At 60.7% G+C, this 14,219-nt stretch carries 7 protein-coding genes and 7 pseudogenes; 11 read left to right on the plus strand and 3 right to left on the minus strand.

Translation table 11 applies throughout. The annotated features are described in order from the left end of the window. Positions 1-12: 12 nt before the first annotated feature. From OVA00_RS10210 to OVA00_RS10225, 4 genes and pseudogenes are all read left to right on the plus strand, one after another. A pseudogene (locus tag OVA00_RS10210) lies at positions 13-432 on the plus strand (IS66 family transposase); the annotation flags it as partial. Between the two features lie 624 nt (positions 433-1,056). Next, positions 1,057-1,383: a hypothetical protein gene (locus tag OVA00_RS10215; RefSeq protein ID WP_268088768.1), complete on the plus strand. Its 327-nt coding sequence runs from the start codon at positions 1,057-1,059 to the stop codon at positions 1,381-1,383. A 73-nt stretch (positions 1,384-1,456) separates the two neighbouring features. Continuing rightward, positions 1,457-1,744 carry a hypothetical protein gene (locus OVA00_RS10220; RefSeq protein ID WP_268088769.1) on the plus strand — a complete coding sequence of 96 codons (288 nt, stop codon included), beginning with the start codon at positions 1,457-1,459 and terminating at the stop codon, positions 1,742-1,744. 341 nt (positions 1,745-2,085) lie between these two features. Continuing rightward, on the plus strand, positions 2,086-3,312 hold the full coding sequence (locus OVA00_RS10225) for an IS110 family transposase (protein ID WP_442780486.1): 1,227 nt from the start codon (positions 2,086-2,088) through the stop codon (positions 3,310-3,312). A 392-nt stretch (positions 3,313-3,704) separates the two neighbouring features. On the opposite strand, the gene OVA00_RS10230 is transcribed toward OVA00_RS10225, so the two are convergent. Both OVA00_RS10230 and OVA00_RS10235 read right to left on the minus strand, forming a co-directional pair. Beyond that, complete coding sequence (locus tag OVA00_RS10230) at positions 3,705-4,892, minus strand: IS91 family transposase (protein ID WP_268088774.1); 1,188 nt, start codon at positions 4,890-4,892, stop codon at positions 3,705-3,707. A 4-nt stretch (positions 4,893-4,896) separates the two neighbouring features. Next, the gene (locus tag OVA00_RS10235; RefSeq protein ID WP_268088772.1) at positions 4,897-5,760 is read right to left on the minus strand and encodes a tyrosine-type recombinase/integrase; all 864 of its coding nucleotides are present in this window, start codon (positions 5,758-5,760) and stop codon (positions 4,897-4,899) included. A gap of 128 nt (positions 5,761-5,888) precedes the next feature. Between OVA00_RS10235 and OVA00_RS10240 the strand changes: the two are divergent. Next, a pseudogene (locus OVA00_RS10240) lies at positions 5,889-6,164 on the plus strand (IS4 family transposase); the annotation flags it as partial. Positions 6,165-6,202: 38 nt separating this feature from the next. Here OVA00_RS10240 and OVA00_RS10245 read toward each other — a convergent pair. Then, positions 6,203-7,473: pseudogene (locus tag OVA00_RS10245) on the minus strand (IS256 family transposase). 123 nt (positions 7,474-7,596) lie between these two features. Here OVA00_RS10245 and OVA00_RS10250 point away from each other — a divergent pair. From OVA00_RS10250 to OVA00_RS10275, 6 genes and pseudogenes are all read left to right on the plus strand, one after another. Continuing rightward, positions 7,597-7,782: pseudogene (locus OVA00_RS10250) on the plus strand (NUDIX hydrolase); the annotation flags it as partial. A gap of 463 nt (positions 7,783-8,245) precedes the next feature. After that, positions 8,246-9,619, plus strand: coding sequence for an ISNCY family transposase (locus OVA00_RS10255; protein WP_060517155.1), 1,374 nt, complete (start codon positions 8,246-8,248; stop codon positions 9,617-9,619). 325 nt (positions 9,620-9,944) lie between these two features. Next, positions 9,945-11,216 (plus strand): IS256 family transposase, encoded by a 1,272-nt coding sequence (locus OVA00_RS10260; protein WP_268088859.1) that lies wholly within the window; start codon positions 9,945-9,947, stop codon positions 11,214-11,216. Between the two features lie 135 nt (positions 11,217-11,351). Further along, positions 11,352-12,144: pseudogene (locus OVA00_RS10265) on the plus strand (ISNCY family transposase); the annotation flags it as partial. Further along, positions 12,144-12,953: pseudogene (locus OVA00_RS10270) on the plus strand (ISNCY family transposase); the annotation flags it as partial. The pseudogenes OVA00_RS10265 and OVA00_RS10270, both read left to right, overlap by 1 nt. Positions 12,954-13,012: 59 nt before the next feature. After that, positions 13,013-14,216, plus strand: a pseudogene (locus OVA00_RS10275) (IS256 family transposase). Positions 14,217-14,219: the final 3 nt, after the last annotated feature.

Raw genomic sequence — 14,219 nt, forward strand, 5'->3', positions numbered from 1 at the left:
CACTCTCACTACATGCGCCGCTTTCGCCAGAAACACAGCGTCCCGGTCCTGAACGCCCTCAAGGCGTGGCTCGACGCGATCGCTCCAAAAGTCGTGCCCGACACCAAGCTTGGCGACGCCGTCTCCTATACGCGCAATCAATGGGAATATCTGACCCGCTATACCGACGACGGTAGGATGCCGATTGATAACAATTTACTCGAGCGCGACATTAGAATTTTTGCCACCGGCCGAAAATCGTGGTTGTTCAGCGACACCGTCGATGGAGCCAAGGCCAGCGCCGTCACCTACAGCCTGATGTTGACCTGTCGCGCCTGTGGCGTCGAACCATTCGCGTGGTTGCGGCACGTTCTCACCGAACTGCCGCAGCGTCCCGACAACGCCGACATCGACGACCTGCTACCATTCAACTTCAAAAGGCAGCCTGCCTGACCGCCGGCTCAAGCCGCCTAATCTAATAGCGCGCACCGAAATGAGCGCTTACAGTTGATCAACGCATCGGGCCACCTTTTTTTTGGCACCGCGCGGTCGGCGGCGACCCAGACTGCCAGCCGGGCGATCGGCGATGTGAGGCCTTGTCGCCACAAGCTAAGCCATCGCCAACGGCCCGTTTCTTTGGATTTTTTTGCCCTTCTCGATCCCCTTGACTGCGGCGGCGTCACAATCCACCTCACAACGATGCGATCTGTTGAGAGGTTAAACTTCCACTTGGTAATATAATTCCAAGTCCCGTTGCGTTCAGGACCCCCCGCAACGCAACGCGTCGCCGGTGAAAATTCGGAAGCCCGGTCGTGAAGATTCAATTGCGACCCGTCAAGCCATTTCAAAAGACTATAAGACTATTTTGCATTTTATCTGTAGGTTTTAATTTAGATGCAGGGCATGCAGTGCACTTGGCAAGGCCGAGGCAAGACTAACGACCTGGGCGACCGCTTGTGTAGGCGGGAGCGATCATGGTCGCGGTCTTAGGCGTGTACTCTCATCGGCACCAACGCCGTGTGTGGCGTAGATAGACGGCTTTGGCCGTTCGATAGAAAACCGTGAAAGGATAAGTATATGATTCCAGGACTTCTTGCCGCCATTCCGGCCGCTGCCAGTGTGCTTGAGGGCGTCGCCTCTGCAGTTTCCGCTGTTTCGGGTAATTCCGGAAGCTCCGGCATGGACGAGCTGCAGGCTCAGCAAGACCGCCATTTGAAAGAGCAGCGAGAGCTCACCATGGCAAACAACGAGCGTGAGCATCAGCGCCAGATGGAAAGCATGAAAATGGCTTCCGATCGTGCAATCCGGAACATCGATTCAAAGGATGCGACCGATGCGCAGGCAAACTCTGAGGCGGCCCTGAAGGCCACCGCGGATAAGCTCAGCGGCTCTTCGTCGTACTAAGGTTACCGCGACGCATAGCGCCCAATAAAAAGCGCGATGCGTCGTGTCGTTATAGCTATTTGGAGTATTTGGAATGATAGGTGGATTGTCCGGCTTTAACGCGATGACGGCCTTGACCCCGGGTGTTGAGACGAGCCCAGTACAACAAAACGCCCAGGCATATGCTGGTCAGCAACATCGTCAGCGGCAAAGCGTTGAGCGTGCTACTCAAGAGAACATGCACAAGGTTGCGATGCGCCAAATTGAGCAGATGGCTCAAAAGGCTGAAAGTGCGATCGCCAACAATGAGATCCAGCGCGGGCTTGACGAACTGAAGTCGAAGTTCAGCCTCCTTGCTCAACTTCCGAATAATCTGGGCTGACTTCGCGGCATTGTTCGCCCCCCCTGTACCCTTCTCACGCGGTTCTTGGGATGCTCGCCTTGTGTGGCGACGTGAAGCGTAGCGGAACTTCCCTGCACCATGGGCGACGGCCCGAATTGGCGTAGCCTTCCCGAACCGAGCCGATTCGTCGGGAGCGACCCACCGCCCCCTGTGCTTCGAGCACCTGGGGGGGACACGTGCCCCGTCGGATTGGCCGTGATCGATGCCCCGTGGGGAGTTCGCGCCGGACCTGTGCCTTTTCCGAGCGCCAGTACAGGGATCGGCGAAGATCGCGGTGGCTCGTAGGCTCAAACGGGGAGTAGGCATGACTGATCAAAGATATTGCTGGCGTCGACTGGGCGTCGGAGAGCCATCATGTGTTCCTCACGGACGGGGATGGCCGGAAAATCGGCGAAAGGGTCTTCAGGCACGGTGGCGAAGGGCTCGCCGAGATGACGGCCTGGCTGATGGCGGCGAGCGGCGCGGTTGAGGGGGATGAAATCCAGGTCGCAATCGAGGTGCCGTACGGCCCCGTGGTCGAGACGCTGATGGAGCGCGGCTTCAAGGCGCACGCCATCAACCCGAAACAAATGGATCGGTTCCGCGACCGGTTCACCCTGGCCGGTGCCAAGGACGACAGCCGCGATGCCGAAGTGATGGCCTCCGCCCTGCGCACCGATCCGCGTTGCTTCCGGCTGCTTGCTGTCGCCGACCCCGTCGTCGTTGAATTGCGCGAGTGGTCGCGCATCGCCGAAGACCTCAGTGACGAGCGCAACCGGTTGACGAACCGCATGCGCGAGCAGCTCTGGCGCTACTTCCCCGCACTGCTGGAGCTCGAAAGCGACCTGGGGGCAGAGTGGTTGCTCGATCTCTGGGAGACCGCGCCGACACCGGATAAAGCCGCGCGCATCCGCGAGGTGACGATCGCCAAGCTTCTCAAGCGCCATCGCATCCGCCGGTTCAGCGCCGCCCGTGTGCTCGATGTGTTGCGCCAGCCGCCGCTCAAAGTCGCCGCCGGAACGACCGAATCCGCCAGCGCCCACGTCACCACGCTCATTGCCCGCATCCGCCTGGTCAACCGGCAGCTCACACAAGCGCATCATCGGCTCGATGGCCTGACCGCCAGCCTCGTTCCGGTCACGGAGGCCGAGCCGGGGCAGCGGAAGCATGACGTGGAGATCCTTGCATCCTTGCCGGGAGTAGGAAGGATCGTCCTCGCCACGCTGCTCGCAGAAGCGTTCGATGCCCTGCAGCGGCGTGATTACGCCGCTTTGCGCAGCTTGACAGGAGTCGCGCCGGTCACCAAGCGCTCGGGCAAGAGCTGCATCGTCGTCAGAAGACAGGCTTGCCATGACCGACTGGCCAACGCCATGTACCATTGGGCGCGCGTCGCCGTTCAACACGACCTCAGAAGCCGATTGAAATACGCGGCCCTTCGAAGCCGAGGTCACAGCCACGGTCGAGCCCTGCGATCCGTCGCCGACCGCCTCCTTGCCGTCGCCAGCGCCATGCTCAAAACGGGCACCACCTTCGACCCCTCTCTGGCCGCTCAAAAATCCGCTTGTTAAACGGTGGGGAGTCCCCCCATATGCGCTAACTTAAGGGCTAGACGGCCTGAATCTGGAGGGTTATGTGAGGTCGCATCCGTCGTCGCGGCGAGCTCGAGCGACCTCACATAAGCCGGATTGAAGTAAGGCGCGGGTTGTTTGGCGCCGTTATGGGAATAGTAAAGCACGCCGCTTGATGACGATAGCGGATTCGTCGTGGACGGCAATCGCACCGCCGATTTTTGTGGTGATCTGGCGACCTTCGCGAGCAGCTTGCCGGACGATAGGAAGCGATTTTTGCGCTCTCAATGCACACTGTCGGTCTTTCGGTGTGGCCAGGGCCACGCGGTATCGCGCGCCGGCGCGGCGCTTGGTTTTGTGGGCATATGGGAGGGGGTGCGGATTGTCGGAGTTCATGATGTATCGCACCAGAAAGATGATGGCCGGGGCGGCGAAACAGGCGCAACAGTGATTCCTGTCCTACGCATGGGACGCCGGCAGTCAGGGCATTCGTGGGATTGCCCGGGCTGTGATTTGCCTGCCTGCGACCGCTCCCCTGCTGATGATGGTTGATCGAGGATCTGCCTGCAGAGGCCGATACGATCCCGTCGGTGGCTATTGGCGAGAAAGCCGAAGTGGCGCATGCGGTGGAAGCCGTCCGGGAGCACGTGTAGAAGAAAACGCCGGATGAACTCGTGCGGGTCAAGGCGCATGATCTTCTCGCGGTCGCGACCCTTGCCACGGTAATCCTTCCATCGGAAGGCAACGTGGTCATCATCGACCTCGACGATGCGGCTGTTGGCGATGGCAACACGATGGGTGTAGCGGACGAGATAGGCGAGCACCTGGTCGGGGCCGCCGAACGGTGGCTTCGAATAGACGACCCATTCGACGCGGCGCGCACGCGCGAGATGGCGGGTGAACGCCTCGTCATCGTTGAGATGGCTGAGTTCGTTGGAGAAGCGGAGTTCACCGTGAGCGAAGGCTCTAGCAAGGGCCGTCAGAAAGAGCCGCCGAAACAGCCGCGACAGTACGCGCACGGGCAGAAAGAAGCCCGGCCGGCATGCCACCCACCTAGCTCTGTCGGGCGAGAGACCGCCGCCGGGCACGACGCAATGAACATGGGGATGATGGGTCATGGCCTGGCCCCAGGTGTGAAGCACGGCGACGATGCCGATCTCGGCGCCCAGCCGCTTGGGATCGGCGGCAACGGTCTGCAGCGTCTGGGCCACGATGCGCATCAGCAATGCATAGACGACCGCCTTGTTGTGGAAAGCGATCTCGGCGATGCCCGGTGGTAGCGTGAAGACCACATGAAAGTACGGGACCGGCAACAGATCGGCGACGCGTGCAGCGACCCACTCCTTGCGGGCCGCGCCTTCGCACTTCGGGCAATGGCGATTGCGGCAGGAATTATAGGAGATGCGGGTCCTGCCGCAATCGTCGCAGGCATCGACGTGACCGCCGAGCCTCGGCGTCCGCCAGGCTTCGATCGCGCCCATGACGCGTCGTTTGCCGCGGCCAAGATGACCGGCGTTCTCACGTCTGTAGGAGCTCCCATGTCGCCGAAAGATGTCGGCGACTTCGAAGGTGGGACGCAACCGATCACGATTCCGGCGGCGTCACCTCCAGTCGTAACCGATCGAGCGGACTGGCCATCGACCGGATCGTGTCGGTAGAGACCTGCGTATAGCGCGCTGTCGTGGAGAGGTGGGCGTGACCGAGCAGGACCTGGATGATGCGGATATCGGTCCCGTTCTCGAGCAGGTGAGTGGCAAAGGAATGCCGCAACGTATGGACGGTGACGTGCTTGGAAAGACCCGCCGCCGCAATCGCCGAACGGCAGGCGGAATGCAGCACCGACGGCGCGATCGGCTTGTCTGGATCGCGCCCAGGAAACACGATGTCCTTGGGCCGCGCCAACCGCCAATAGCTGCGCAGGATCCCGAGCAGTTCCGGCGACAGCATGACGTAGCGGGCTTTGCCGCCTTTGCCACGCGTGATGTGGATCACCATCCTTGAGCTGTCGATATCGTTGGCGCGAAGACCACAGACCTCCGAAACCCTCAGGCCGGCGGCATAAGCCGTTGTCAGAGCCACCCGCGCCTTCAAGCTGGAGACGGCTTGCAGAAAGTCGACCACCTCGTCGCTCGAAAGAACAACCGGCAACTGGCGTGGCTCGCGCGCATACGGAATATGCTCCGGGATCGTATTCTGGCCGAGCGTCACGCCATAGAGGAACCGGAGGGCGCAGACGATCTGGTTCAATCCGGACCAGGAGATGCCCGTCGACACAAGGTGAACCTGGAAGGCGTGGACCTCGTCCAGGCCGAGCCGAGCCGGTGATCGGCCGAAATGGCGGCTAAACTTTGCGACTGCATAAAGATAGGATTGCTGCGTGGCCGGAGAAAGATTGCGGACCGTCATGTCCTCGATCATCCGGCGACGCAGAGGGCTCATCTCGGCCATCTGGATCTCCTGTCTGAAGGGTGGGTTTGCAACACCCAAATCCTCTCAGACAGGAGACATCTCTCAAAGAGGCCACCAATTGCCGCGACTAGCGGCTTAGTTCAATCTGTCTGTGATTCATAAGGTAGATGCGAACAACTGATTCCATCGATCCCGATTGGTCCAGGCTGCTGTCGAAGCTGGAGCGTGTCATTGATCTCGGCGCGACCGCGCGTACTTCGGGTGCGCTTGTGCGGCGACGTGGTGTTGGTGACGCCGCGACCTTGCTGCGGCTGGCATTGGCTTACGGGCCCGGCGGCATGAGCTTGCGTTCAGCCGCCGCCTGGGCTGGTCTGAATGATGTGGCGGCGATTTCCGACGTTGCTCTTTTGAAGCGACTGCGCGGATCGGTCGATTGGCTGGGGGACATCGAGCTATGGCGGGAAATGGGTGACGAGGCCGATCAGGCGGCGCGATGGTCAGGGGTCGTCGTTTCGGCGACACCGTCGGTGAATTTGACGCCGGCGATGACCTTTGGCAACTGATTTTCGCCCTTCAGCCGGCGCCAGGTTTTGGCGGCGCTCATGACGAGCTTGAAGACCATGAGCCGTGCTGTGTTGTGGGACAGGCCTCCCTTGGTTCGCACCGTGCGGTGCCTGACGGTGGCGAAGACGCTTTCGATCGGGTTCGAGGTGCGCAGATGGTCCCAGTGTTCGGCCGGGAAGTCGAAGAAGGTCAGCAATGCCTCGTGGTCCTTCGTCAGGCAGTTGACGGCCTTGGGATATTTGGCCTTGTATTTGTCGACGAAGACGGCGATCGCGACCTCGGCGGTTGCCCGATCCGGGGCATCGCGGACCTCCCTGAGATCGGCCTTCATGTTCGGCTGCACCGACTTCGGCACCTTGTTGAGGATGTTGAGGAGCTTGTGTTGGCAGCACCGTTGATGGCGGGTCGAAGGGAATATCTCCTCCAGCGCCTTCCAGAAGCCGAGCGCGCCGTCGCCCACGGCAATTTCTGGCGCAATCGAAGCCCGCGGGCCTTCAGCCCGACGAGGAGCTCGCGCCAGCTCTGGGTGCTTTCGCGCACGCCGACTTGAAAGCCGACAAGTTCCTTCTTGCCTTCCGGCGTCGCGCCGATGACGACCAGCATGCAAGCGGCATCGTCCTCCATGCGTGCCTGAAGATAGACCCCGTCGGCCCAGATGTAGACGTAGCGGCGGGCTGACAGGTCGCGGCGTTGCCAGCGATCATAGTCGGCCTGCCACTCCTCCTTCAGCCGGCCAATCACCGAGGGGGACAGGTTCGGTGCGTCCTTGCCGAGTAAGGCGGCAAGCGCCTCCTGGAAATCGCCGGTCGAGATGCCGCGCAGGTAAAGGACCGGCAGCAGAGCGTCGAGGCTCTTCGTGCGTCGTGCCCACTTCGGCAGGATCGCCGACGTGAAGGTGATGCGATCCTCGCCGCAAGTCTCCAAAGCCCGGTCGCGCAGCTTGACGCGGCGCACCGCAACCGGACCGATCCCCGTCTGGATCGTTCTTTCAGGCCCATGGCCGTGCCGCACCACCCGGTCCCGCCCATCGCTCAGGCGTTCGCTGGCCATGGCCGCAAGAAACGCCTCGGCTTCCGCCTCCACGGCCTGTGCCAGAAGCCGGCGCGCGCCTTCGCGTAGAACCGATGTCAGGGGATCATCGAGCGTCTCGGGATGCGGAAAGGAAACAACAGTGCTATCTGTCTTCATGGCGTATCGCTCTTTCATGAGGTTCTGGCAGGCTTGTCACCCGCCTCGATACGCCGCCCTCATCAAACCGTCATCACCCAGTTTCCGTCATAGCTCTCCCGCCGCGTGCGGCAGTGACGCAGTGTTGTCCCCTTAATCGTAGAGATGTTCCAAATTGAGGTGACGGAGATAAGTCCGGATTTCAAAGAGCAGGAACAACGGTCAATTGACTGGGTGAGCCCCAGCGAAGCCGCCAGACGAGTCCGTGAAACTGAGCTAAAATCCCTTCTGATCAACTTCACGCCAATCGAGAAAGGAGCCCGAAACTAAGTCCGGGCGGGGAGGCCGTCATTCCTCTCTTAGCGGTTTTCCGGCGTCGGTGACGCATCCCTCCCGTTTGTGGTTTGTCGACTGCTTGCCAAGATAACAGAAGCGCACCAGGGGCAGGCGAGCCAAAGTGCGGAGACATCCGAAGCGTCACAGATCTATCCGCGCGTGAGGAGGCCCAATTCGAGTGGCTCGCAGAGAGGCTTGGAAAGCGCGATTGCGCCGACCTGGTTTCGCGCTGGCGTGAAGTGTTCGACAAGGCTGCCGAACCGGCTCGCGACGGAGGGACTGATGTCTCGATGATCGCCCCTTGAGAGACGTCGGCGTGATTTCTATAGCGGATGGCTGTCAGGTTCCATAATCTATCTTATGTGATCTTTGTATGTAGCCGCAAAGTTAAAGTGTCCTGATCCTGCAAAGTTGGAATGTCACTCTCCCCGGGTTTTGATGACCTGGGAGATTGCGGATGGGATTGATTGCGATGAGCGAACGCGATCTGCAACGGATTGAGGTTTTGTCGAAAGTGATCGCCGGACGCATGACGTTGGCGTCGGCGGCGCGCGTGCTTGAACTGAGCACCCGTCAGGTCCGTCGTCTGCTGGAGCGGATCAACACTGGCGGCGCGGCTTCAATCCGGCATAAGGCGATCGGCCGACCCTCGAACAACCGGATCAGCGACGGTGTTCGGGATTATGCGGTGACGCTCGTTCGCGAACGCTATGCGGACTTCGGACCGACGTTGGCGGCCGAGAAGCTAGCCGAACGCGATGGACTGACGGTATCGCGCGAGACGCTGCGCCAATGGATGTCGGACGACGGCCTCTGGCTGTCGCGCAAGCAGCGGCGGACGTTTCATCAGCCACGCTTGCGACGCGAGGCCTATGGCGAGCTGGTGCAGATCGACGGGTCGGAGCATCGCTGGTTTGAGGATCGTGGGCCGTCATGCTCGCTGCTGGTGTTCGTCGATGATGCGACGGGCAAGTTGATGCAGGTGCGGTTTGTGCGTTCGGAAAGCGCCTTCACCTACTTTGAAGCGCTGGCGCTGTATCTCAAGCATCACGGGGCACCGGTCGCCTTTTACTCCGACAAGCATTCGGTGTTCCGGGTGGCGAAGAAGGATGCCAAGGGTGGCCAGGGCATGACGCAGTTCGGGCGAGCGCTTTGCGAGTTAAACATCGAGATTCTTTGCGCAAACTCCAGTCAGGCCAAAGGTCGCGTCGAACGGATGAACCGGACGCTGCAAGATCGCTTGGTCAAGGAATTAAGGCTGGCGGGTATCGACGACATGGAGGCTGGCAATGCATTTTTGCCTGGCTTCATAGAGCACTACAACGCGCGGTTTGCCATTGTCCCTGCCCGACCCGATGACCTGCACCGGCCGATGAACCTTGCACCGGATCGGCTGGCCGAGATCCTGTGCAAACGCGAGCAGCGCTATGTCGGAGCGCAACTGACGTTTTCGTTTGAGCGCCAGCGGATCATGCTCGAGGAGACCGAGGTGACGCGCGGTTTGGCTGGTCGCTATGTCGAAACCTATGCCTATGCGGATGGCCGATTGGATGTGCGGTGGAAAGGCCATTCCCTGTCCTACAGGGTGTTCGACAAGGACCAGCGGGTGACGCATGCGGCGATCACCGAGAACAAGCGGCTTTCCGATGTCCTGGCTTACATCAAGGAACGTCAGGACCAGCAGACGCAGCCGGCCGTGAAGACGAACAGCGACAAGAATGGCTACAAACCGCGTGGCCGCAAGCCGGGCAAGCGGACGGACTTCACGAACGATCCGGTGGTGATCGCGCGACGTGAGAAGGCCCTTTCCCGACTTGATGCTGCGGAATGATCCGTCATCGCAACATCTCAAAGCTAAAGCCGAAGAGGTGGCCACCACCCACCCCGATCTGATCTTGCAACCGGATCAGCCGGTCAGATCGGGGCTGGTCGTCGTGCCGTAGGGCAGCCCAAAGTGACATTTTAACTTTGCGCCAAAGCGGACAGTTCAACTTGGCTGCCACATTGTATGTAGTGGCTATTTAGTAATGCGACATATGAGCCAGTTAGAGATGCGACAGGAGCTATGACGGAAACTGGGTGATGACGGTTTGATGAGGGCGGCGTATCGAGGCGGGTGACAAGCCTGCCAGAACCTCATGAAAGAGCGATACGCCATGAAGACAGATAGCACTGTTGTTTCCTTTCCGCATCCCGAGACGCTCGATGATCCCCTGACATCGGTTCTACGCGAAGGCGCGCGCCGGCTTCTGGCACAGGCCGTGGAGGCGGAAGCCGAGGCGTTTCTTGCGGCCATGGCCAGCGAACGCCTGAGCGATGGGCGGGACCGGGTGGTGCGGCACGGCCATGGGCCTGAAAGAACGATCCAGACGGGGATCGGTCCGGTTGCGGTGCGCCGCGTCAAGCTGCGCGACCGGGCTTTGGAGACTTGCGGCGAGGATCGCATCACCTTCACGTCGGCGATCCTGCCGAAGTGGGCACGACGCACGAAGAGCCTCGACGCTCTGCTGCCGGTCCTTTACCTGCGCGGCATCTCGACCGGCGATTTCCAGGAGGCGCTTGCCGCCTTACTCGGCAAGGACGCACCGAACCTGTCCCCCTCGGTGATTGGCCGGCTGAAGGAGGAGTGGCAGGCCGACTATGATCGCTGGCAACGCCGCGACCTGTCAGCCCGCCGCTACGTCTACATCTGGGCCGACGGGGTCTATCTTCAGGCACGCATGGAGGACGATGCCGCTTGCATGCTGGTCGTCATCGGCGCGACGCCGGAAGGCAAGAAGGAACTTGTCGGCTTTCAAGTCGGCGTGCGCGAAAGCACCCAGAGCTGGCGCGAGCTGCTCGTCGGGCTGAAGGCCCGCGGGCTTTCGATTGCGCCAGAAATTGCCGTGGGCGACGGCGCGCTCGGCTTCTGGAAGGCGCTGGAGGAGATATTCCCTTCGACCCGCCATCAACGGTGCTGGCAACACAAGCTCCTCAACATCCTCAACAAGGTGCCGAAGTCGGTGCAGCCGAACATGAAGGCCGATCTCAGGGAGGTCCGCGATGCCCCGGATCGGGCAACCGCCGAGGTCGCGATCGCCGTCTTCGTCGACAAATACAAGGCCAAATACCCCAAGGCCGTCAACTGCCTGACGAAGGACCACGAGGCATTGCTGACCTTCTTCGACTTCCCGGCCGAACACTGGGACCATCTGCGCACCTCGAACCCGATCGAAAGCGTCTTCGCCACCGTCAGGCACCGCACGGTGCGAACCAAGGGAGGCCTGTCCCACAACACAGCACGGCTCATGGTCTTCAAGCTCGTCATGAGCGCCGCCAAAACCTGGCGCCGGCTGAAGGGCGAAAATCAGTTGCCAAAGGTCATCGCCGGCGTCAAATTCACCGACGGTGTCGCCGAAACGACGACCCCTGACCATCGCGCCGCCTGATCGGCCTCGTCACCCATTTCCCGCCATAGCTCATGCGACAGTCGTCGCCTCTTGGGATGCTGGTCAAACGTCAACGTTTGGAAGGAAGACTGGCGACGTGAAGCGTGGTTGAGACCATGAGCGTTCGGAGTCGTCATGTCTTGTTTGATCACCATGTCGCAGAAGGAATTGCATCGTCTTGAACTCATCCAGCGGATTCGCGGCCGCAGCCTGACCGTCGTCGAGGCGGCCGCCTTGCTTCGTCTCAGCCGCAGTCAGGTGCACCGGCTGCTGCAGGCCTATGACCTGGCCGGCGCCGACGGTCTCGTCTCGAAGAAGCGCGGCCGTCCGAACAACCGGCGTCACAGCGAGGATTTCCGCAACCTGGTGCTCGACCTGGTGCGTGAGCATTACGCGGATTTTGGACCAACCTTGGCGGCCGAGAAGCTCATCGAACGCCACCGGATTGCCGTCAGCAAGGAGACGCTGCGCCAATGGATGATCGAAGCCGACATCTGGGTGTCGCGACGCGAGCGCAAGAAGCGGGTCTTCCAGCCGCGCGGCCGGCGCGATTGTTTCGGCGAACTCGTTCAGATCGATGGCTCGCTCCATTGGTGGTTCGAGAACCGCGGTCCCAAATGCGCCCTGCTCGTCTATATCGACGACGCCACCGGCAAGCTGTTGCATCTGCGCTTTGCGGCCTCAGAGAACACCTTCGACTATCTGCACGCGACGAAGGCCTACTTGCAGCAACGGGGCAAGCCGATCGCCTTCTACAGCGACAAGCATGGCATCTTCCGCACCACCCATGCTTCCAAGCAGGACAGAACCAGCGGCCTGACGCAGTTCGGGCGGGCGCTTTATGAAGCGCGCCAACCAGACGCTGCAGGATCGCCTGGTCAAGGAACTGCGGCTGCGCGGCATCGACACGATCGCGGCGGCCAATGCCTGCAGCGGATCGAGATTTTGTCGAAGGTGACCGCCGGGCGGATGACACTGGTGTCGGCGGCTCATGTGCTGGGCTTGAGTACCCGCCAGGTGCGTCGTCTGTTGGATCGGATCAGCACTGGCGGTGCGGCGTCGATCCGGCACAAGGCGATCGGCCGGCCGTCGAACAACCGGATCAGCGACGGTGTCCGGGATTACGCGGTGGCGCTGGTGCGCGAATGCTATGCGGACTTCGGCCCAACGCTAGCGGCCGAGAAGCTTGCCGAGCGTGATGGATTGCGGGTGTCGCGCGAGACGTTGCGCAGCTGGATGGCGGATGCCGGACTGTGGTTGTCGCGTAAACAGCGCCGGACGTTTCATCAGCCGCGGTTGCGACGCGAGGCCTACGGTGAACTGGTGCAGATTGATGGCTCCGAGCATCGTTGGTTCGAAGATCGCGGTGACCCATGTTCATTGCTGGTGTTCATCGATGATGCGACCGGCAAGCTGATGCAGTTGCGGTTCGTACGATCGGAAAGTGCGTTCAGCTATTTCGAAGCGCTCGAGCTCTATCTGAAGGCGCATGGTGCTCCCGTCGCGTTCTATTCCGACAAGCATTCGGTGTTCCGGGTGGCGAAGAAGGATGCCAAGGGCGGTCAGGGCATGACCCAGTTCGGGCGTGCACTTTGCGAGTTAAACATCGAGATTCTTTGCGCAAACTCGAGCCAGGCCAAGGGCCGGGTCGAACGGATGAACCGGACGCTACAGGACCGGTTGATCAAGGATCTGCGCCTGGAGGGCATCTGCGGCATGGACGACGGCAACGCTTTCCGGGAGTGTCAGGAATTCTGTGCGGTGGGCCATGATGATGAAAAGGAGCGAATCATCACATGGCTATCGAAAAAGAACTTCTGGACCAACTTCTTGCTGGTCGTGATCCATCCGATGTTTTCGGCAAGGACGGCTTGCTGGATGACCTGAAGAAGGCACTGTCGGAGCGTATTCTCAACGCCGAGCTTGATGAACATCTCGCCGTCGATCGCAGCGAAGGACCGTCGGGCAATCGGCGGAATGGATCTTCGAAAAAGACGGTGCTGACCGGTACCTCGAAGATGACGTTGACCATCCCGCGCGACCGGGCCGGTACGTTCGACCCGCAGCTGATCGCCAAATATCAGCGCCGCTTTCCCGATTTCGATGATAAGATCATTTCCATGTACGCGCGCGGCATGACGGTGCGGGAAATCCAGGGCCACCTCGAAGAAATCTACGGTATCGACGTGTCGCCGGACCTGATCTCGGCGGTGACCGACCAGGTTCTGGAGGCCGTTGGCGAGTGGCAAAACCGCCCGCTCGAGCTGTGCTATCCCCTCGTGTTCTTCGATGCCATCCGGGTCAAGATCCGGGACGAAGGCTTCGTTCGCAACAAGGCCGTTTATGTCGCGCTCGCAGTTCTGGCGGACGGCACAAAGGAAATCCTCGGGCTCTGGATCGAGCAGACCGAAGGGGCAAAGTTCTGGTTGCGCGTGATGAATGAGCTGAAAAGCCGTGGCTGCCAGGACATCCTGATCGCCGTGGTCGATGGCCTGAAGGGCTTTCCCGAAGCCATTACGTACCGTCTTCCCTCAGACGATCGTCCAGACCTGCATCGTCCACCTGATCCGGCATTCTCTGGAGTTCGTGTCCTACAAGGATCGCAAACCCGTCGTACCGGCGTTGAGAGCCATCTATCGTGCTCGAGATGCCGAGGCTGGAATGAAGGCGCTGGAGGCTTTCGAGGAAGGGTATTGGGGCCAGAAATACCCTGCCATCTCTCAAAGCTGGCGGCGCAATTGGGAACACGTTGTTCCCTTCTTCGCCTTCCCAGAGGGCGTCCGCCGCATCATCTACACGACGAACGCCATCGAGGCGTTGAACTCGAAACTTCGTCGGGCAGTGCGCTCGCGCGGCCATTTCCCGGGTGACGAAGCCGCGATGAAGCTGTTATATCTGGTCCTCAACAATGCGGCCGAGCAGTGGAAGCGCGCGCCGAGGGAGTGGATCAAGGCAAAGACACAGTTCGCCGTCATCTTCGGCGAGCGGTTCTTCAACTGATGA

This window comes from Ensifer sp. SL37 (assembly GCF_026672675.1).
In the GTDB taxonomy this organism is placed as follows: Bacteria; Pseudomonadota; Alphaproteobacteria; order Rhizobiales; family Rhizobiaceae; genus Ensifer; species Ensifer adhaerens.

Coding starts and splice junctions, on each gene's coding strand:
- OVA00_RS10215 (WP_268088768.1), top strand. CDS start 1,057: ATGATTCCAGGACTTCTTGCCGCCATTCCGGCCGCTGCCAGTGTGCTT.
- OVA00_RS10220 (WP_268088769.1), top strand. CDS start 1,457: ATGATAGGTGGATTGTCCGGCTTTAACGCGATGACGGCCTTGACCCCG.
- OVA00_RS10235 (WP_268088772.1), bottom strand. CDS start 5,760: ATGGCCGAGATGAGCCCTCTGCGTCGCCGGATGATCGAGGACATGACG.
- OVA00_RS10255 (WP_060517155.1), top strand. CDS start 8,246: ATGGGATTGATTGCGATGAGCGAACGCGATCTGCAACGGATTGAGGTT.
- OVA00_RS10260 (WP_268088859.1), top strand. CDS start 9,945: ATGAAGACAGATAGCACTGTTGTTTCCTTTCCGCATCCCGAGACGCTC.